We start from the raw sequence: 19,223 nt of genomic DNA, 5'->3' as shown, positions 1-19,223 counted from the left end.
GGGTCAGGTGCGGGTGAGTGGGGGCGTGTCGCGCAGTTCCCCGCGCCCCTGGGTGGGTGTCAGTGCCGTCGGCCGCGCGGTTCCGAAGCCGTCGTCCGGGCCCTCCGTCGCCGTCTTCGGGATCGCGGGGGGCGTGTAGTGGGCCAACGGCCTTGCGCTCGGGTCCGGGCGTACCGCGCCCAGGATGGGGTTGGCGGCGATCGGGGAGACCTTGATCTTCGCTCCGGGGCGGGGTGCCTGAACCACCTTGCCGTCGCCCAGGTAGAGGGCCACGTGGGTGGCCTCGGGGAAGTAGACGACCAGGTCGCCCGGGCGCAGCCGGTTCAGCGGGACGTGCGGGAGGCCGGCCCACTGCTCCTGGCTGGTGCGCGGGATGGCGGTGCCCGCGTGGCCCCAGGCCTGTGAGGTGAGGCCCGAGCAGTCGTAGGACTTCGGGCCCGCCGCGCCCCACTGGTACGGCTTGCCCAGCTGCCGCACCGCGTAGCGCACCGCGCGGTCGCCCTCCTGGGACGGCGGGAGCGTGGTGGCGCTCAGGGCGCCGGAGGCGGTCAGGGCGCGCTGGGCGGCCGCCGTGTCCGCCTGCTCCAGGGCGGCGACGGCGGTGAGCTGGGCGGGTGTGAGGGCCGCCAGCATGCGCTCCACGTCGGACAGCCGGGCCCGGACCTCGTCGCGCCGCTTCTTCTGGGCCTCGGCGAGGGTGAGCCGGGTGTCGAGCGCCTTGCGGGCCTTGCGGGCCAGGTCGGCCCGCTTGTGCTCGTCGTCCGCGAGGCGCCCCACCGTCCGGGCCCGCTCGCGGGCCAACCGGCCGATGACATGCCCCTCGTCGAGCGCGTGCTGCGGGTCACGGGCGAGGAGCAGCCGGACGTACGGGGAGATGCCGGTGGTGCTCTGGTACTGCTCGCGGGCCAGCCGGCCGGCGTCGGTCCTGCTGGTGCGCAGCGAGCGCCGGGCCCGGGCCAGCTGGTCCTCCAGGCGGGTCACCTCGGCGCGCTGGCGTCGCAGCCGTTCATCGGCCGCGTTGTAGCTCTCGGTGGCCTGTTCGGTCTCCCGGTACAGCCCCTGAAGGTCCGTGAGCAGTTCGGCCACCGGACGGTCGGGGCCTGGCGCGGCGAGCGCGGGCGCCGGTGCGAGCACGGCCTGGGCCGCCACCGCGACCGCACCGGCCAGGCGCAGAAACCTCTCTGACACGTCATCACCTCCGATGCCGGACGGCCCTTCCGTACGGCATCGCGATCATCAGACGTGATAATCAGACAGGTCTGCTGGCTTCGCGCGGCGTGTGTGCGCGGTTCGGCGCACATCTGTCACCCGTCGGTGTGATCCGGCTTGGACCACGGCCACTTCGGCTTGCCGCCACCGGAGCCGCCGCCCCTGCCCGTTGCGTCGTACACGTACTTCCAGCCCTGGGTCAGCCCCAGCCTCTTGCTCTGGCCGCGCGGGACACGGCGGTAGACCAGGACCGTGGGCGGGCCGCCTGCCGCGTCCGGGACCGGGATGCGGTACGTCTTCGGGGGGTGGCCGGTCATGCCGAGCAGCACGGGGAGCACCCGCCCGTCCATGGGGCCGCCCTCGAAGGGGGTGTCCTGACTCTTCACGGCACCAGTCTCAGCCATCCGCCGCGAGGGCGTCGACGAGGGCGGCCGTCTGCGGGTCACGGCGCGCGGTCACGCTCAGCACGGCGACGAACTGGTCCACCAGCCAGTCCCGCAGCTCCGCCACGGGCGGCTGCTTCTCCTCGTCCAGCCAGATCAGGGAGGCCGCCTCGACCGCGGTGATCCACATCCGGACGGTCATCCGGAGCCGGGGGCCGGGGTCGGCGACGTCGAGGTGGCTCAGGATGTGCTGCGCGGCGGCCCGTCGTACGCCGTCCACGATCGCCGTCGTCCGCGAGGTCTCCACCACGCTGCCGCCCTGGAGCAGGGCGCTGAAACCGGCGTCGTGCTGGTCGACGAAGGCCAGGTAGCGGTCGAGGGCCCGGGACAGGCGGGGCAGCAGCGGGCCCTCGCGGGGTTCGTCGAAGCAGTGCTCCAGCTCCTCGGCGGCCGAGCGCAGGGCGGCCTCGTAGAGCTGCTGCTTGCCGCCGGGGAAGTACCGGTAGACCAGCGGGCGGGAGACCCCGGCCGCCTCCGCCACGTCGTCCAGGGAGACGTCCTCGGGCACGCGGTGCGCGAAGAGGGAGAGGGCCGCGTCGAGCAGCTGGCTGCGCCGCTCCTCGACGGACAGCCTGCGGTAGGCGGGGGTGGCGGCCTGCGGGGTCATATGTGCAGGGTATGTGTTCCGCCGAGGGTGCCGCGATGGGGTGGTGGCCGGGTGCGGCGCCGTCGTGGCTGGTCGCGCAGTTCCCCGCGCCCCTAAAAGAAGGGGCCGCTGCAGTGCGCCCCGTAAGGGGCGCGGGGAACTGCGCGAGCAACCACCACGCACCCGCGGCCGAGAACGGACCTGGTCAGGCGGCGCCTGCCACCGAGGCCAGGTAGGCCTGCGTCTTCTCCGGCTCGTAGAAGAAGTTCTCGAAGTCGGCCGGGTCGTTGAAGGCGTTCGCGAAGCGGTCGGCGACCGGCTGGAGCTGGCCCGCGGCACCGATGAGGTTGAGGATGTGCTCCGGCGGCGGGGCGAGCATCGCGTTCGTCCACTTGGTGACGTGCTGGGCCGTGTTCCAGTAGCGGTCGAACGTCCCCTGCATCCAGGTCTCGTCGAACTCCTTCTCGCCGTGTTCGAGGATCGAGGCGAGGTAGGAGGCGGCGCACTTGGCCGCCGAGTTGGAGCCCTGGCCGGTGATCGGGTCGTTGGCGACGACCACGTCCGCGACGCCCAGGACCAGGCCGCCGCCGGGGAGCCGGCCGATCGGGTTGCGGACGGTCGGGGCGTAACGGCCCGCCAGGGTGCCACCCGCGTCGGTCAGTTCCACCTTGCCGGCCCGCGCGTACTCCCAGGGCGTGTACCGCTCCATGAGTTCCAGGGTCAGGGAGAGGTGCTCCGAGGGGTCCTTGACGCCGTTGAAGACGTCCAGCGGGCCGCCGGGTATGCCCTCCCAGAAGAGGATGTCGGCGGGTCCCGACGTGGTCAGGGTCGGCATGACGAAGAGTTCGCCGACGCCGGGGACGAGGTTGCAGCGGACCGCGTAGAAGTCCGGGTGCTCGGGACGCGGGCCGAGACCGTGGACGTAGGCGACGGCGAGCGCCCGCTGCGGCTCCGTGTACGGCGAACGGGAGGCGTCCCGGCCGAACATGGACACCAGCTCGCCCTTGCCGGCCGAGACCAGGACCAGGTCGTAGGCGCGGGAGAAGTAGTCGAGGTCGCCGACCGCCGCGCCGTGGATGACCAGCTGGCCGCCGCGCTGGGCGAAGGTCTCCATCCAGCCGGCCATCTTCACCCGCTGGTCGACGGACTGGGCGTACCCGTCGAGCTTGCCCACCCAGTCGATCGCGCGGGCCGCGGGACCCTCGCCCCAGGAGCCGGGGGCGGCGACCGAGACACCGAGTCCTTCGATCTTCGGGGCCTGGGACTCCCAGAAGTTCAGCTGGAGATCGCGCTCGTGCTGCAGTGCCGTGTGGAACATGCACTGCGTCGACATGACCCGGCCGGAGCGGATCTCGTCCGCGGTCCGGTTCGACATCAGGGTGACCTCGTAGCCGTGCGACTGGAGGCCGAGGGCGAGCTGGAGGCCGGACTGGCCGGCCCCCACGACGAGTATCTTCCGCATACGGGGGACCGTTCTCCTACTCGGGGGTTTCGTCCAGCGCGTGGGCGACCAGGGACAGCAGCGTCTCGATCACCGGGACACGACGGCGGGCATCCATGATCATTACAGGTATGCGCGGCGGAATCGTCAATGCCTCGCGCACGTCCTCCGGTTCGAAGCGCTCGGTGCCGTCGAAGTGGTTGACCGCGACGACGTACGGCAGCCCGCAGCTCTCGAAGTAGTCGAGGGCCGGGAAGCAGTCCTTCAGCCGCCGGGTGTCCGCGAGGACGACGGCCCCGATCGCGCCCCGCACCAGGTCGTCCCACATGAACCAGAACCGCTGCTGGCCCGGGGTGCCGAACAGGTAGAGCACCAGGTCGTCGTCGAGCGTGATGCGGCCGAAGTCCATGGCCACGGTGGTGGTGAGCTTGCCGGGCGTGGCGGTGAGGTCGTCGGTCTCCTCGCTCGCCTCGGTCATCAGCGCCTCGGTCTGCAGGGGCGTGATCTCCGAGACGGCGGTCACCAGCGTGGTCTTGCCGACGCCGAAACCGCCCGCCACGACTATCTTCGTCGCGATGGGGGCCCGGCTGCGGTCCGTCTGCCACGACCGGGCGTGCTCCTCCCCGTCGAGGAGCGGGTTGACGCCGGCGGCGTCAGAGACGGCGTAGTCCACTCAGCACCCTTTCCAGCAGAGCGCGGTCCGGGCGGCCGACGCCGTGTCCCGTCCCGGTTCCGTACACACGGATCTTTCCCTGGTCCGCGAGGTCACTGAGCAGGACCCGGACCACACCGAGCGGCATCTTCAGCAGCGCGGCGATCTCGGCCACCGTGCGCATCCGGCGGCACAGTTCGACGATGGCCCGCATCTCCGGCATCACCCGGGTGTTGAGGGAACCATTCGTCAGTTCCTTGCGCTCCTCGGGGGCCTCCAGGGCCGCCACGAAGGTCTCCACGAGCAGGACGTGGCCGAAGCGGGTGCGTCCGCCGGTGAGGGAGTAGGGGCGGACCCGGGCGGGCTTGCGGTCGCCGCCCCGGACCGGGAGGTTCTGCCTGCGGTTCTTCGGCGCGCTGCTCATCGGCCGCTCCTCGGCGCGTCGGTCTCCAGCGATTTCCGTAGCTCACTGCGGAGTTCCGGGGTCAGGACGTGGCCGGCGCGGCCGACGAACAGGGCCATGTGGTACGCCACCACGCTCATGTCGCACTCCGCGCTGCCGTGCACGCCGAGCAGTGAGCCGTCGCTGATCGACATCACGAAGAGGCTGCCCTCGTCCATCGCGACCATCGTGTGCTTGACCGGGCCGGAGTCCATCAGCTTCGCGGCGCCGACGGTGAGGCTGCCGATGCCGGAGACGATGGTGGCGAGGTCGGCGGCGGAGCCGCGGGGGCCCTTGCGCTTCTCGCTCTGTGCCTCACGGGCCGCTTCGTTTCGGCTGGTGTCCGAGGACAGCAGGAGCAGGCCGTCGGAGGAGACCACGGCGACCGACTGGATACCGGGCACCTCCTCGACGAGGTTGCTCAGCAGCCAGTGCAGGTTGCGTGCCTCACTGCTCAGTCCGAAGGTACTGGGCGCCGTCAACTGCTTGCCTCCTCGACTGTGCCCCCCGTGGCTTCTTCGGATGCGGTTCCGGGGCCGGCCGCCTTGGTGCTGGGCACCTGGTTCTGGCCGGTCTGTTCGGCGATCTCCGCCTCGACGTCACGCCGTCCGGCGTCGGCGCCGCGGCGGAACCCGCCCAGCCTGCGCCGGAGGGCTTCGGCGTCCACGCCGGTGCTGCGCTGGCGGGGTGGGGCGGCGGGTGCGGTGATCTTGGGGGTGCGCTTGGGGAGGCCCTTGCTGGTGACCAGGTCCTCGGCGTCCGCCGGGGCGTCGTCGCCGGGCGGGGGCAGCGCGCGCGAGTGCTCCTCGGCTCCGCCGAAGGCGTCCCCGCCGGTGCCACCCGTGCCGCTGCCGGACAGGGTCGGCCCGAGCGGCGCCCGCTCACCGTCCGCGTCCACGGACACCGGCCGGATCCGGGCCTCGGCGTCCGCCGGATGCGCGCCGCCGTCGCCGGTACCGGCCGGCGGCCGCCCCCACGCCTCGGCGGCCCGCGGCCGCTGCGCCCCGGGCAGGCCCCCCGGCTGCCCCTCGGACGAGAAGGCGCCGGCCTCCGTGTCCGCCCGATGCGCCGCACCGTCGCCGGTACCGGCCGGCGGCCGCTCCCACGCCTCGGCGGCCGGCGGCCGCTGCGCCTCGGGCTGCTCCCCGGTCGAGGGGGTCCAGGGCTGCCGCTCCCCCACGGGAACGCCTTCCGGCTGCCCGCCGGGTGGGGCCGTGCGGGGGTGCTCCCCCGTCGGCTCGGTGAGTTCCGGCAGGAGGAGTTCCATCGTCGTCTCGGCGAGGGTCTCCGGTGGGGCCTTCGGGCGGGTCGTCGGTTCGGGGGCGGGCGGCCCGGACGCGGCCGCCTGCTCGTGCACGGCGTCCTCCGCCGGCTGCCGTACCGCCGGGACCTGCTCGGCGGGCGGCCGTACCGTGGCGGCCTCCCCGTCGGGCGGCCGTACCGTGGCGGCCTCCCCGTCGGCCTCCTGTACGGCCTTCTCCGCCAGCGTCACCAGCGGGTCGCCGGAGGTGGCGCGGCCGTGCAGGACGTTGGAGTTGACCTCCGCGTCCGCGCCGGGCAGGGAGAACGCGTGGGCGCCGGCCGCCCCGGCCGAGGGCGCGGCGACCGCCTCCGGAGGCGCCGCCAGCAGGGCCTGGGGCAGGACGACGACGGCCGCCACCCCGCCCTGCTTCTGCTCGCGCAGCTGCACCCGGACACCGTGCCGGTGGGCCAGCCGGGCCACCACGTACAGGCCGAGGCCGAGACCGTCCTCGCCCTCCTGGTCGTACGGCGACTCGGGGTCGAACTCGGCGAGCCGGCCGTTGAGGCGGACCATGCGGTCGGCGGTCATGCCGATGCCCTCGTCCTGCACGGAGAGCATGACCTCGCCGCTCTCCAGGAGCCAGCCGGAGATCTCCACGGGGACGTCGGGCGGGGAGGACGCGGTGGCGTTCTCCATCAGTTCGGCGAGGAGGTGGGAGAGGTCGTCGGCGGCGAAGCCGGCCACGTGCGCGTGGGGCGGCAGCGCGGCGATGCGGACCCGCTCGTAGCGCTCGATCTCGCTGACGGCCGCCCGGACGACGTCGACCAGCGGGATCGGGCCCGCGTGCTGCTGGACGTGCTCGGTGCCCGCGAGGACCAGGAGGTTCTCGCTGTGCCGGCGCATCACCGTGGCGAAGTGGTCGAGCTTGAAGAGGGTCGCGAGGCGTTCCGGGTCGTGCTCGCGCTCCTCCAGGCCCTCGATGACGGCGAGCTGGCGTTCGACCAGGCCCAGGGTGCGCAGCGCGAGGTTGACGAAGGTGCCGCCGATGCTGGTGCGCAGCCGCTCCAGCTGGGCGGCGGCGTCGGTCAGTTCGGCGCGCAGTTCCTCGCGGGCGTCGGCCATCTTCTGGCGCTGGCCGACCAGGTGCTTGCGGTCGGTCTCCAGGGTGGCGATGCGGTCGTAGAGCCCGACGCTGTGCGCGTGCAGCGCGTTGACGGAGCGGACGACCTGCGCGAACTCGTCGTTGCGGCCGGTGAACTTGACCGGTTCCTGGGTGCGCGGGTCCTCGGCCTCGGCGAGCCGGGCCGAGCCGCGGCGGAGCACGGACAGCGGGCGGGTGAGGCTGCGGGCCATGGCCGTGGCGACACCGACGGCCACCAGCATCAGGGCGCCGACCACCGCGATCCGGATCTCCAGCGCGGTGACGTCGTCGTCGCGGAGCCGGGCGAGGTCCTTGGTGCGGTGGTCGTAGAGGGCGGACTCCACGCCGCGCATCAGCTCGACCCGGGCGGACAGCGCCGCGTCCAGCTTCTTGGTACTGGTGCCGAGGTCGTCGTCGGAGAGGGCCGGCTGGTCGGTGAGGGCGGCCAGGTACTTGTCGGCGGAGTTGACGTCGTTGCCGGTGACCGTGGAGTCGTACGACTCGACCGCCGCCTTGGGGGCGGTGTCGTGGAAGTCGGCGAGGGCCGCGTCCGCGCGCAGCCGGGCCTGCTGGGCGGCGGCCGCGAGGGCGTCGCGCTGCTTCCTGTCCGCCTGGGAGGTGGTGGTGCTGGTGACCGGCAGCCCGGTGATCGGGCTGATCGTGGTCTGGGTGCTGCTCGGGATGTTCAGGGCGGCCAGCAGCAGGCCGCGGGCGGCGGCGGACTGCTGGACGGCCGAGTCCAGTTCCGCGAGCGCGTAGGCGCCGGAGCCGGCCCTGGGGGGCGTCTGCTCGGCGAGTTCCTCGGCGAGCCGGTGCAGTTCGGTGATCGTCCGCGAGTACGCGTCGTGCGCCTGGAGGGCGGTGCTCTTGCCGGTGAGGGCGGCGCGGCGGACGGCCGCGATGCCGTCGAGGTCGGCGCGCAGCCAGCCGGGGGCGTCGGTGTCCGCGCGCAGGTCCTCGACCTGGCGGTCGACCCGGGCGCCGCGGTCCTCCGAGGGCGCCTTGGACTTGGGGCGGCCCGCGGCGATGTAGGAGGTGGCCTCGTCCCGCTCGTCGGCGAGGGAGTTGGCGAGCGCCAGCGCGTCCTGGGTGCGTCCGGCGAGGGTCACCAGGTCCTGGGAGTCGCTGAGCTGCCCGGAGGCGGTCAGCAGGGCGGGACCGCCCGCTCCGGCGATCGCGGCGGCCACCACGGCCACGGCCACGATCAGCCGGGTCCTGACGTGCTTGGCGCGGCCGGAGCCGACGGGGGCGACGGTGCCCGTCTCGGGGACCGTCTTCTTGCCTGTGCGCCGAGGCCGCGTCTTCTGCACCGGTGCTCGCATTCCTGAACTCGTGTACCCAAGGGGTTGGGTGGCACCCCGTCATGTTCTCCGGCATTCGGTGCCACGTGGTGCGTACACCCGATGCGTGCACCGTATGTCGGTTCCCGACCCTCCCAGCGCCGGTGGGCGGTGGTCTCGCATCACCTGACCCGCCACCCGAAGGAGTGAACATCGGAGGGGAGTTGGCGGGCAAGTTCCGGCGGACCGTGCGGGGGCCTTTTCCGGCTGGCCGGTTGGACGCGGACGGCAGGCTTTGGCAGGATTCGCCGACACGCCTTCCCGGAGTACTCCATTCCAGCCCAAAACAGGCGGCTGACCTGCGGGACCGTACCGTTTCCCGGGTTGTTGCCAGCCTTTGGTGAAGCGTGTGAAGGGGTCGTGCAGACTGGCCGAATGCGTACTGAGGTCATTTCGGAACCCGGCGCCCAGGACCGCCCCAACGAGGACTTCGCCGGTGTCTGCCTTCCCGCCTCCGGACAGGGGGGTTGCGTGATCGTCCTGGACGGCGTCACCCCGCCGAGGGACGGCACCGGGTGTCTGCATTCGGTCCCCTGGTTCACCGCGCGGCTGGGCGGTGCGCTGACCGAACTGACCGTTTCGCGAGGAGATCTGACGCTGCGGGAGGTCCTGGAGCAAGCGATCCGTCGCACAGCCGCCGCACATGCCGACTCCTGTGACCTTTCTCACCCGCGTACGCCGCAGGCGACCGTGGTCCTGGCGCGCTGGTCCGAGGACGCCGTCGAGTACCTGGTCCTGTCCGACTCCGTGCTGCTCCTGCGCTCCCCCGGCGGCGCCCTCACGCCGGTCCTGGACGACCGGCTGGACCGGCTCCCCCGTTCCGCCCTGGCCTCGGACGCGGTCGCCGACGCCACGGTCCGCAACAAGGAAGGCGGCTTCTTCACGGCCGCCGCCGACCCCTCGGTGGCGGCCCGCGCGGTGACCGGGACCGTCCCCCGCTCCGGGGTGGCCGCCCTCGCCGCGCTCACGGACGGCGCGACCCGCTGGACGGAGAAGTTCCGCGAGGGTGACTGGACGGCCCTCCTCGACGTCGTCCGCAAGGAGGGGGCGCGGGCGCTGGTGGACCAGGTGCGCGGGCTGGAGGCGGCCGACCGCGAGGAGCGGATGTTCCTGGGGCGGAGCAAGACGCACGACGACGCGACGGTGGTGTACGTCGAGCTGTGAGGCGCGCCCGGCGACGGCCGCGGGCTACTTCTCCATGACGTCGTTCAACTGGTGGAGCAGCCGGGCCAGTTCGGCGACCTCGGGGCGCGGCCAGTGGGCGAGCTGGCGGACGTAGCGGCCGCGGCGGGCCTCGCGGACCGTGCCGACCCGGCGCCGCCCCTCGTCGGTGAGGGCGACCAGCCAGGCCCGTCCGTCGGCCGGGTCGGGCTCGCGGGCGATCAGGCCGAGCTCCTCCAGGGCGCGCAGCTGGCGGGACATGGTGGCCTTGCCGACGCCGATGTAGGCGGCGAGCTCGGTGGCGCGCCGGCCGCCGCACTCGTCGAGCCGGACCAGCAGCCCGTAGGCGGCGGACTCCAGGTCGGGGTGGACCTCCCGGGCCATCTCGCCCTGGCTGGCCCGGGCGCGCCGCAGCAGCACCGTCAACTCGCGCTCCAGCGCCAGGAACTCCTGGTCCGCGCCGGTCGGCGGCAGCTCGGCGGCGGGTCGCCGGCCCTCGCCCTTCTCGTCCTCGTGCACGTCAGCACCCCTGATCGGTTTCGCAGTCCTGAAAGTTTCCGTCAAACCCCGTCGTCGCCGCAGCTCGCCAAGTATTTCGCAGGCGTAGACCAACGGCAGCCTCCGGATCCCCTTCACCGGCGGCCGCCACGTGCGTACGTTCCCCACGCGGACCACCGATGGCATGCGCACACCAGTGGTCGAGCCGTGTGACCTCGTGCCCCGCGCCCTCGTGTCGCGCCGGTCGCACCGGTCGGCTCTGGCATACCTGAGATCCCCTCACCCCACGGAGGCACGTCATGCCTGTGCTCAGACCCGTCCCCGCCCTGCTCACCACGCTCGCCGCGCTGCTGTGCGCGGCGCTCTCCCCCGCTCCCGTGCACGCCGACCCCGCCGTCCCCGCCCGCGGCTCGGCGTACATGGGCACGGGCGTGCTGGCCCACGACGGCCAGAACGGCACCCCCAGGACCGGCCTCGCCACCCAGACGGAGGGGGTGGACGTCGCCAGCTACCAGGGCGATGTCGCCTGGTCGACCCTGCTGGGCAGCGGGGTCCGATGGGCGTACGCCAAGGCGACGGAAGGCACGTACTACACGAACCCGTCCTTCGCCCAGCAGTACAACGGTTCCTACGACGTCGGCATGGTCCGCGGCGCGTACCACTTCGCGACCCCCGACACCACGGGCGGCGCGGCCCAGGCCGACTACTTCGTCGACCACGGCGGCGGCTGGTCGAAGGACGGCCGGACCCTGCCGGGCGTCCTCGACATCGAGTGGAACCCGTACGGCGACGCGTGCTACGGCAAGTCCGCGAGCGGGATGGTCGGCTGGATCACCGACTTCCTGAACCGGTACAAGGCGCGGACGGGCCGGGACGCCGTCATCTACACGGCGACGAGCTGGTGGTCCGACTGCACCGGCAACTACGCCGGGTTCGCGTCCGCCAACCCGCTCTGGATCGCCCGGTACGCCTCGGAGGTGGGCACGCTGCCGGCCGGCTGGTCGACGTACACGATGTGGCAGTACACGTCGACCGGTCCGTCGGTCGGGGACCACGACAAGTTCAACGGGGCCCTGGACCGGGTGGTGGCGCTCGCCAACGGCTGAGCGCCCCGCCGGTCAGGGCGAAGGCCCGGGAACCCTCGCGGGGACCCGGGCCCTCTGCGTCCGGCAGCGTCCGTCACGCCGCTGCCGGAACCTCCGGCGCCGCGCCGTTCGTGGCGGGCGCGAGCGCCAGTTCCAGGACCTGCCGGACGTCGGTCACGGCGTGGACGTCGAGCTTGTCCAGCACCTCGGCCGGGACGTCGTCCAGGTCGGCCTCGTTGCGCTTCGGGATGACGACGGTCGTCACCCCCGCGCGGTGGGCGGCGAGCAGCTTCTGCTTCACACCGCCGATGGGCAGCACGCGGCCGGTCAGCGAGACCTCACCGGTCATCGCCACGTCCGTGCGGACCAGCCGCCCGGAGAGCAGCGACGCCAGCGCCGTGGTCATCGTGACGCCCGCGCTCGGGCCGTCCTTGGGGACCGCGCCCGCCGGGAAGTGGATGTGCACACCCCGGTCCTTCAGGTCGCCGACCGGCAGTTCCAGTTCGGCTCCGTGCGAGCGCAGGAAGGACAGGGCGATCTGCGCCGACTCCTTCATCACGTCACCCAGCTGACCGGTCAGGGTCAGGCCCGCCGCGCCCGTCTCCGGGTCGGCCAGCGACGCCTCCACGAAGAGGACGTCACCGCCCGCTCCGGTGACCGCGAGACCGGTGGCCACACCGGGGACCGCGGTACGGCGCTCGGCCGGGTCCTGGGCGGACTCGGGCACGTGGTGCGGCCGGCCGATCAGGGCGCGCAGGTCCGCGTCCGTGATCGTGAACGGCAGCTCCCGCTCGCCCAGTTCGTGCTGGGCCGCGACCTTGCGCAGCAGCCGCGCGATCGACCGCTCCAGGGTGCGCACGCCCGCCTCGCGGGTGTACTCGCCGGCGAGCTTGCGCAGCGCGCTCTCGTCGAGGACGACCTCGCCCTGGTCGATGCCGGCCCGCTCCAGCTGGCGCGGGAGCAGGTGGTCACGGGCGATGACGACCTTCTCGTCCTCGGTGTAGCCGTCCAGGCGGACCAGCTCCATACGGTCGAGCAGGGCCTCCGGGATGGCCTCCAGGACGTTGGCGGTGGCGAGGAAGACCACGTCCGACAGGTCGAGTTCGACCTCCAGGTAGTGGTCGCGGAAGGTGTGGTTCTGCGCCGGGTCGAGGACTTCGAGCAGGGCCGCGGCCGGGTCGCCGCGGAAGTCGGAGCCCACCTTGTCGATCTCGTCGAGCAGGACGACCGGGTTCATCGAACCGGCTTCCTTGATCGCGCGGACGATCCGGCCGGGCAGCGCGCCGACGTAGGTACGGCGGTGGCCGCGGATCTCGGCCTCGTCGCGGACGCCGCCGAGGGCGACCCGGACGAACTTGCGGCCCATCGCGTGGGCGACCGACTCACCGAGCGAGGTCTTGCCGACGCCGGGCGGGCCGACGAGGGCCAGCACGGCACCGCCGCGGCGCCCGCCGATGACACCCAGTCCCCGGTCGTTACGGCGCTTGCGCACCGCCAGGTACTCGGTGATCCGTTCCTTCACGTCCTCCAGGCCGGCGTGCTCGGCGTCCAGGACCGCCTTGGCGCCCTGGATGTCGTACCGGTCCTCGGTCCGCTCGTTCCACGGCAGTTCCAGGACGGTGTCCAGCCAGGTGCGGATCCACGAGCCCTCCGGGGACTGGTCGCTGGACCGCTCCAGCTTGTCGACCTCCTTGAGAGCGGCCTCGCGGACCTTCTCCGGCAGGTCGGCGGCCTCCACCCGGGCCCGGTAGTCGTCGGACTCGTCGCCGTCCTTGTCCTTCTCGCCGTTCAGCTCGCGCAGTTCCTTGCGGACGGCCTCCAGCTGACGGCGGAGCAGGAACTCGCGCTGCTGCTTGTCGACGCCCTCCTGGACGTCCTTGGCGATGGTCTCGGCCACGTCCTGCTCGGCGAGGTGGTCGCGCAGCTGCTGGGTGGCCAGCTTGAGGCGGGCGACCGCGTCCACGGTCTCCAGCAGCTCGATCTTCTGTTCGGTGGTCAGGAAGGGCGAGTAACCGGAGTTGTCGGCGAGCGCGGAGACGTCGTCGATGGCCTGCACCCGGTCCACGACCTGCCAGGCGCCGCGCTTGCGCAGCCAGGCGGTGGCGAGGGCCTTGTACTCCTTGACCAGTTCGGTGACATGACCGGGCACCGGCTCCGGGACGTTCTCGTCGATGCGGGTGCCCTCCACCCACAGGGCGGCACCCGGGCCGGTGGTACCGGCGCCGATGCGCACCCGGTGACGGCCGCGGATCAGCGCGCCCGGGTCACCGTCGGCGAGCCGGCCGACCTGCTCCACGGTGCCGAGCACACCGGTGCTCGGGTAGGCGCCGTCGATCCTCGGCACCAGCAGCACCCTGGGCTTGCCCGGCTCGTCACGGGCGGCGGCCTGGGCCGCCTCCACGGCGGCGCGGACGTCGGGATCCTTGAGGTCCAGCGGGACCACCATCCCGGGCAGCACGACTTCGCCGTCGAGCGGCAGCACAGGGAGGGTGAGTGATGCGGACGTCGAAGCCATGATCTCCCCTTCGGCAGTGAACTTGAGCTATGCCGACTCAATGCCTGGCCGCCCAGAAATGTTCCCATGCATATGTTCGCTCTGAGCGATCGAGCGGTGACCAGGCCGGACGTGCTCTCAGCGGGGAGAACGCCCGGGTCTCAACAGGGAGTGCACACGGGTTTCAGCAGGGAGCGCACACGGGAAAAACAGTTGATCGGCTGGGGTGCATTCCCCGTACGGTCCCCCGGTGACAGACACCGACACCACGGCGGCCCTGCTCGCCGCCTACGACGCCCAGATGCGCTCGCTGGAGCCCTCGACCCCGGCTCCGGGGGTCACGTACGAACACGACGGCCCCCTGCTGCGGGTGGTGGGCGAGCACCGCGGCTTCGTGGGCGGCCGGCACGACTGGGGCGGCCTGCGCGGCCGCGAACTGGACGCGCAGATCGCCCGGCAACGGGACTTCTTCGCGGCGCGCGGCGAGGCGGTGGAGTGGAAGGTGTGCGCGCACGACACCCCGGCCGACCTCACCGACCGGCTCCGCGCGGCGGGCTTCGAACCCGAGCCCGAGGAGACGGTCCTGATCGCGCCGGCCGGCGACCTGGCCACGGCGTCCCCCGTACTGCCCACCGGGGTGACGCTCCGCCGGGTCACCGACGACGCGGACCTGGACCGCATCGCCGGGATGGAGACGGCGGTGTGGGGCGAGGACATGACGTGGCTCGCGGAACATCTGCGGGGCCTGCTGACGGCGGAACCGGACGTCCTGGAGATCTACGTCGCCGAGGCGGGCGGCGAGGTCGTCTCGGCGGCCTGGGTGGAGATCCGGCCGGACACCGACTTCGCCATGCTGCTGGGCGGCTCCACGCTGGCCGAGTGGCGCGGCAAGGGCGTCTACCGTGCCCTGGTCGCCCTCCGCGCGGCCCGGGCGACGGCCGGGGGCGCGGCCCACCTCCTGGTGGAGGCGTCCCCCGACAGCACCCCGATCCTCGAACGCCTGGGCTTCAAGGCCGTGACGACCACGACCCCGTACGTCTGGACCCCGGCCACCTGAAACGCCCCGTCAGGGGCGCGGGGAACTGCGCGCCCAGCCACGACGACGCCGCACCCCTCACCGACCGCCTGCACGGCGCGACGGCGGAGCGGGAACAGGCCCTGGGGACACCTGAGCGGGCCAGGAGCCTAGGGGCGGCCCGCCGCGCCCGGGTCTCCCGCGGGGACGGCGCCGGTGCCGGCACCGGCGGGGCCCTGCTCCCGGTACCAGCGCCGTACCACCGGCCACAGCGCCGTCCCGATGCCGAGCGCGATCAGATGGCCCCAGTTGGTCATCGGGTCCTGGAAGGCGACGAGGTCGGCGAGCAGGGCGTAGCCGACCAGGGCGAGCAGCGGCCAGCGCAGCCAGGGGGTGAGCAGTCCGCAGAGCGCGCCGATGCTGGCGGCGACGCCGAAGCTGATGCCGTAGTCGAGGCGGTGCAGGGAGGTGCCGGGGAGGTGGCCGACCAGTACCGCGAGGCCCACCGGTACCTCGGTCGCGAGGGTGGCGAGCACATGGCCGGCCAGGAAGACGAGGATCGCGCGGGCGCCCCCTATGCGCCGTTCCAGCGCGGTCAGCACGAGCACGAAGGCGAAGGCGTACGGCGACAGCAGGCCGCCCGCGATCCACAGCGCGCTGGCCAGCAGGACGAAGACCGGGGTGCGCACCAGATGCGCCACGTCGGTGCTGGAGTCCTGGTAGACGGTGTGCAGCAGACCGGGACCGGCATGGCTCGCGAAGAGCGAGGTGAGGGCCAGGACGGCGGTGTAGGCGAAGGTGACGGGGGTGCCGGTGGGGGTGGGCAGCAGCCGCCAGGGGCGCGGCAGCGGGACGGCCCGCGGAACCGGCGGCAGCGCCACCGCGACCGGCCCACGCTGCCGCGGCACACCGTCCAGCAGCAGAGCGACCTCGGCGGCCGGCAGCGGCCCGGCGGAAGCAGCGGCGGGCTCGGGCGGGGGCGTCGTCGCGGCCCTCGCGGTCCGTTCCACGGTGAGGCGCTCCTTCCGTTTCACTCCACCCTTCGCCGTCCCACGAGCCGCTGTCTATGACCGAGGCCACGCGCCGAGCGATTCTCAGGATTTTCTGAAGAACCATGAGGTGCCCGGAGGAACCATACGAGTCACCGCCCGCCGCCCGCGGACGCGAAGCGCCGCGCGGCCCCTCGAACGAGTGACCCGAGTGCGACTGTCCGCCACCCGTAATTCGCGTGGCCGCAAAGCCTTGTTGGGGCAGGATGACGGCATGACTGCCGCAGCCTCCGCGTACGACGGCCGCCCCGTGGTCCTGGACCGGCGCGACGGTCCGTACGGGGAGGTGGTGCTGCGCAGGCACGGCGAGTTGCTGCAGATCATCGCCAACGGCTGCTTCCTGATGGACACCTCCGACGGCCGCTCGGAACGGCTGCTGGTGGACGCCGCGCGGGCGGCCCTGGACGGGCGGCCGGCGCCGGCCGTGCTGATCGGCGGGCTCGGCGTCGGCTTCTCGCTCGCGCATGCCGCACAGGACGCCCACTGGGGGCGGATCACGGTGGTGGAGCGGGAGGCGGCGGTCGTCGGCTGGCACCGCGACGGCCCGCTGTCCGCGTTCTCCGCACGCGCGTTCGCCGATCCGCGCACGGTGATCGTCGAGGACGATCTCGTGGCGTACGTCAATGAGACTTGCGACACGTTCGACGCGCTGTGCCTGGACATCGACAACGGGCCCGGCTGGACCGTCGACGCGGCCAACGAGGGCCTCTACTCGCCTGCCGGACTCACAAGCTGCGCAAGGGTGTTGCGACCGGGCGGGGTACTGGCCGTGTGGTCGGCGCAGCCCTCGGCGGAATTCGAAGAAACCTTGCGGAATGCCGGGTTCACGCAGGTGCGTACCGAAGAGATGCCGGTTGCCCGGGGCGTTCCGGACGTCGTTCACCTTGCCGTCCGCCCTGGATAGCGAGTGCGCCGCCTGTCCCCGTAATGTGCATCCCTGACGCGGATCATTCAAGCGTCAATCGCAGTCATGGGATCACCCCACTGGTTCCGGAAAGCACACAGGGGCGGGCGATGGAGCAGACACACACCTCCCAGAACGGCACGGCGACGGCGACTGCGGGCGCCCAGCGCCGTGTTCTGGTCGTCGAGGACGACCCCACGATCGTCGACGCCATCGCGGCCCGCCTGCGCGCCGAGGGATTCCTCGTGCAAACCGCGGGTGACGGCCCGGCCGCCGTCGACACGGCCGAGGCCTGGCAGCCCGATCTGCTGATCCTCGACATCATGCTGCCCGGCTTCGACGGTCTGGAGGTCTGCCGTCGGGTGCAGGCCGCCCGGCCGGTGCCGGTGCTGATGCTCACCGCGCGCGACGACGAGACCGACATGCTGGTCGGCCTCGGGGTCGGCGCCGACGACTACATGACCAAGCCGTTCTCCATGCGGGAGCTGGCGGCGCGCGTGCACGTACTGCTGCGCCGGGTGGAGCGGGCGGCCATCGCGGCCTCCACGCCCCGCTCCGGCATCCTGCGCCTCGGCGAGCTGGAGATCGACCACGCCCAGCGCCGGGTGCGGGTGCGCAGCGAGGACGTGCACCTCACGCCGACCGAGTTCGACCTGCTGGTGTGCCTGGCCAACACCCCGCGCGCGGTGCTCTCCCGGGAGCAGCTGCTGGCCGAGGTGTGGGACTGGGCGGACGCCTCCGGCACCCGCACGGTCGACAGCCACATCAAGGCGCTGCGCCGGAAGATCGGCGCCGAGCGGATCCGCACCGTGCACGGTGTGGGCTACGCGCTGGAGACCCCGACGCCATGAGCGCAGGGCCGGCCGGACCGAGAGGCCCCGGAGGGCCAGGGGGCCCCGGAGCCGGGCCCTGGGGCGGGGTGCGCCCGTTCTCGATCAAGACCAAGCTGGGCGCCCTGGTCGTCGTCTCGGTGCTGATCACCACGGGTCTGTCGATGATCGCGGTGCACACCAAGACGGAGCTCCGCTTCATCACGGTCTTCTCGATGATCGCCACACTGCTGATAACGCAGTTCGTGGCGCATTCGCTCACCGCGCCGCTGGACGACATGAACACGGTGGCCAAGTCGATCTCGCAGGGCGACTACACGCGCCGGGTGCGCGAGAACCGCCGGGACGAGCTGGGCGACCTGGCCGAGACGATCAACGTCATGGCCGACGAGCTGGAGGCCCAGGACCGCCAGCGCAAGGAACTGGTCGCGAACGTCTCGCACGAGCTGCGCACGCCCATCGCGGGCCTGCGGGCCGTCCTGGAGAACGTCGTGGACGGGATCGCCGAGCCGGACACCGAGACCATGCGCACGGCCCTCAAGCAGACCGAGCGCCTCGGCCGGCTGGTGGAGACGCTGCTGGACCTCTCCCGCCTCGACAACGGGGTGGTGCCGCTGCGGCAGCGCCGTTTCGAGGTGTGGCCGTACCTCTCGGGGGTGCTCAAGGAGGCCAACATGGTCGCCGGGGCGCGCGGGCTCGCCTCGAACTCCGGCAGTCACACCCGGACGGACGTCCATCTGCATCTGGACGTGTCCCCGCCGGAGCTGACCGCGCACGCCGACCCGGAGCGCATCCACCAGGTCGTGGCGAACCTCATCGACAACGCGGTCAAGCACAGCCCGCCGCACGGCCGGGTGACCGTACGGGCGCGGCGCGGGCCGCTGCCGGAGTCGCTGGAGCTGGAGGTCCTGGACGAGGGCCCCGGCATTCCGCGCTCCGAGTGGCACCGGGTCTTCGAGCGCTTCAACCGGGGGGCCGTACGACGGCCGCACGGGCCGGGCAGCGACGGCGGTACGGGGCTGGGGCTGGCGATCGCCCGCTGGGCGGTGGACCTGCACGGTGGCGGGATCGGCGTGGCCGAATCCGACCGGGGTTGCAGGATTATCGTCACCCTCCCGGGGCTTTCATCCATGCCAAGTTGACGTAAAGTTCGAACCGGAGCCTCAAGATCCACCTCTGTCCACCGGGCTCTCCGCTCCTGACCTGGCGGAGCCATGCCCCGGTTCGGACCACTCACAGTGGAACCACGCTTGTTTCCCGCCATTTCAAGCCCTGAAACAAGTTTTCCGGTGTGACTTACGCGACGATGACCTTGCTCAGCCTGACCTTCCCGGCCATGGAGGCGTAGCCTTTATTCCCGCTGTCCATCACCTTGTGAAGCGGAAGAGGGCGGTTGCCGCCGTGTCGCCACAGTCCCCCAGTAACTCGAGCATCTCGACCGACGCAGACCAAGCGGGCAAGAACCCCGCGGCCGCGTTCGGACCGAACGAGTGGCTCGTCGACGAGATCTATCAGCAGTACCTCCAGGACCCGAATTCGGTAGACCGAGCCTGGTGGGACTTCTTCGCCGACTACAAGCCGGGAGCGCCCGCCGCCCCGGCTCCGGCGGGTACCGCGGCCGCGGGGGCCGCGGGCACCGGCACCACACCCGCGCCGGCCCAGCCGGCTCCGGCCGCGMCGGCGCCCGCAC

18 protein-coding genes are annotated in these 19,223 nt (G+C 72.4%); 7 read left to right on the top strand and 11 right to left on the bottom strand.

Annotation, left to right across the window (positions count from 1 at the left end; translation table 11 throughout):
- Window positions 1-3 precede the first annotated feature (3 nt).
- The 8 genes from MB828_RS30320 to MB828_RS30285 form a co-directional block, all read right to left on the bottom strand.
- Window positions 4-1,188 (bottom strand): C40 family peptidase, encoded by a 1,185-nt coding sequence (locus tag MB828_RS30320; protein ID WP_301650955.1) that lies wholly within the window; start codon window positions 1,186-1,188, stop codon window positions 4-6.
- A 116-nt stretch (window positions 1,189-1,304) separates the two neighbouring features.
- A complete protein-coding gene (locus MB828_RS30315) occupies window positions 1,305-1,613 on the bottom strand; it encodes a hypothetical protein (RefSeq protein ID WP_301650954.1) in 309 nt (102 codons plus the stop codon).
- Window positions 1,606-2,259 carry a TetR/AcrR family transcriptional regulator gene (locus MB828_RS30310; RefSeq protein ID WP_133025311.1) on the bottom strand — a complete coding sequence of 218 codons (654 nt, stop codon included), beginning with the start codon at window positions 2,257-2,259 and terminating at the stop codon, window positions 1,606-1,608. The genes MB828_RS30315 and MB828_RS30310 overlap by 8 nt, the downstream gene beginning before the upstream one ends.
- A gap of 184 nt (window positions 2,260-2,443) precedes the next feature.
- Window positions 2,444-3,700 (bottom strand): styrene monooxygenase/indole monooxygenase family protein, encoded by a 1,257-nt coding sequence (locus MB828_RS30305; protein ID WP_301650953.1) that lies wholly within the window; start codon window positions 3,698-3,700, stop codon window positions 2,444-2,446.
- Between the two features lie 16 nt (window positions 3,701-3,716).
- Window positions 3,717-4,352: a GTP-binding protein gene (locus tag MB828_RS30300; RefSeq protein WP_133025319.1), complete on the bottom strand. Its 636-nt coding sequence runs from the start codon at window positions 4,350-4,352 to the stop codon at window positions 3,717-3,719.
- A complete protein-coding gene (locus tag MB828_RS30295) occupies window positions 4,333-4,755 on the bottom strand; it encodes a DUF742 domain-containing protein (RefSeq protein WP_046731914.1) in 423 nt (140 codons plus the stop codon). The genes MB828_RS30300 and MB828_RS30295 overlap by 20 nt, the downstream gene beginning before the upstream one ends.
- Window positions 4,752-5,255 (bottom strand): roadblock/LC7 domain-containing protein, encoded by a 504-nt coding sequence (locus tag MB828_RS30290; protein ID WP_133025321.1) that lies wholly within the window; start codon window positions 5,253-5,255, stop codon window positions 4,752-4,754. The genes MB828_RS30295 and MB828_RS30290 overlap by 4 nt, the downstream gene beginning before the upstream one ends.
- A complete protein-coding gene (locus MB828_RS30285) occupies window positions 5,252-8,467 on the bottom strand; it encodes a sensor histidine kinase (RefSeq protein ID WP_301650952.1) in 3,216 nt (1,071 codons plus the stop codon). The genes MB828_RS30290 and MB828_RS30285 overlap by 4 nt, the downstream gene beginning before the upstream one ends.
- Before the next feature lie 405 nt (window positions 8,468-8,872).
- Here MB828_RS30285 and MB828_RS30280 point away from each other — a divergent pair, with 405 nt between their 5' ends.
- Window positions 8,873-9,661, top strand: a complete 789-nt coding sequence (locus MB828_RS30280) for a protein phosphatase 2C domain-containing protein (RefSeq protein WP_301650951.1) — start codon at window positions 8,873-8,875, stop codon at window positions 9,659-9,661.
- Window positions 9,662-9,685: 24 nt separating this feature from the next.
- Here the strand turns inward: MB828_RS30280 and MB828_RS30275 are convergent, their stop codons facing one another.
- Window positions 9,686-10,177: a MarR family winged helix-turn-helix transcriptional regulator gene (locus tag MB828_RS30275; RefSeq protein WP_046731911.1), complete on the bottom strand. Its 492-nt coding sequence runs from the start codon at window positions 10,175-10,177 to the stop codon at window positions 9,686-9,688.
- Between the two features lie 278 nt (window positions 10,178-10,455).
- On the opposite strand from MB828_RS30275, the gene MB828_RS30270 reads away from it, so the two are divergent.
- The gene (locus MB828_RS30270) at window positions 10,456-11,262 is read left to right on the top strand and encodes a lysozyme (protein ID WP_133025324.1); all 807 of its coding nucleotides are present in this window, start codon (window positions 10,456-10,458) and stop codon (window positions 11,260-11,262) included.
- Window positions 11,263-11,335: 73 nt separating this feature from the next.
- Here the strand turns inward: MB828_RS30270 and lon are convergent, their stop codons facing one another.
- The gene (gene lon / locus MB828_RS30265) at window positions 11,336-13,756 is read right to left on the bottom strand and encodes an endopeptidase La (RefSeq protein WP_301650950.1); all 2,421 of its coding nucleotides are present in this window, start codon (window positions 13,754-13,756) and stop codon (window positions 11,336-11,338) included.
- A 229-nt stretch (window positions 13,757-13,985) separates the two neighbouring features.
- Here lon and MB828_RS30260 point away from each other — a divergent pair, with 229 nt between their 5' ends.
- Window positions 13,986-14,792 carry a GNAT family N-acetyltransferase gene (locus tag MB828_RS30260; RefSeq protein ID WP_301650949.1) on the top strand — a complete coding sequence of 269 codons (807 nt, stop codon included), beginning with the start codon at window positions 13,986-13,988 and terminating at the stop codon, window positions 14,790-14,792.
- Window positions 14,793-14,920: 128 nt separating this feature from the next.
- Here MB828_RS30260 and MB828_RS30255 read toward each other — a convergent pair whose 3' ends face one another.
- Entirely contained in the window at window positions 14,921-15,760 is an 840-nt protein-coding gene (locus MB828_RS30255; protein ID WP_301650948.1) for a rhomboid-like protein, read from the bottom strand.
- A 253-nt stretch (window positions 15,761-16,013) separates the two neighbouring features.
- Here MB828_RS30255 and MB828_RS30250 point away from each other — a divergent pair, with 253 nt between their 5' ends.
- The 4 genes from MB828_RS30250 to MB828_RS30235 form a co-directional block, all read left to right on the top strand.
- Entirely contained in the window at window positions 16,014-16,703 is a 690-nt protein-coding gene (locus MB828_RS30250; RefSeq protein ID WP_301650970.1) for a spermidine synthase, read from the top strand.
- Window positions 16,704-16,813: 110 nt separating this feature from the next.
- The gene (locus MB828_RS30245; RefSeq protein ID WP_133025328.1) at window positions 16,814-17,554 is read left to right on the top strand and encodes a response regulator transcription factor; all 741 of its coding nucleotides are present in this window, start codon (window positions 16,814-16,816) and stop codon (window positions 17,552-17,554) included.
- Window positions 17,551-18,675 (top strand): HAMP domain-containing sensor histidine kinase, encoded by a 1,125-nt coding sequence (locus tag MB828_RS30240; RefSeq protein ID WP_301650947.1) that lies wholly within the window; start codon window positions 17,551-17,553, stop codon window positions 18,673-18,675. The genes MB828_RS30245 and MB828_RS30240 overlap by 4 nt, the downstream gene beginning before the upstream one ends.
- Window positions 18,676-18,934: 259 nt before the next feature.
- Window positions 18,935-19,223 (top strand): 2-oxoglutarate dehydrogenase E1 subunit family protein (locus tag MB828_RS30235; protein WP_301650946.1); only part of this gene is annotated, 289 nt, incomplete at its 3' end.

Source organism: Streptomyces arenae (assembly GCF_022343545.1).
Lineage (GTDB): Bacteria > Actinomycetota > Actinomycetes > Streptomycetales > Streptomycetaceae > Streptomyces > Streptomyces humi.
The sequence above is the reverse complement of the archived record's forward strand: the minus strand, read 5'-3'. Positions and strand labels throughout refer to the sequence as shown.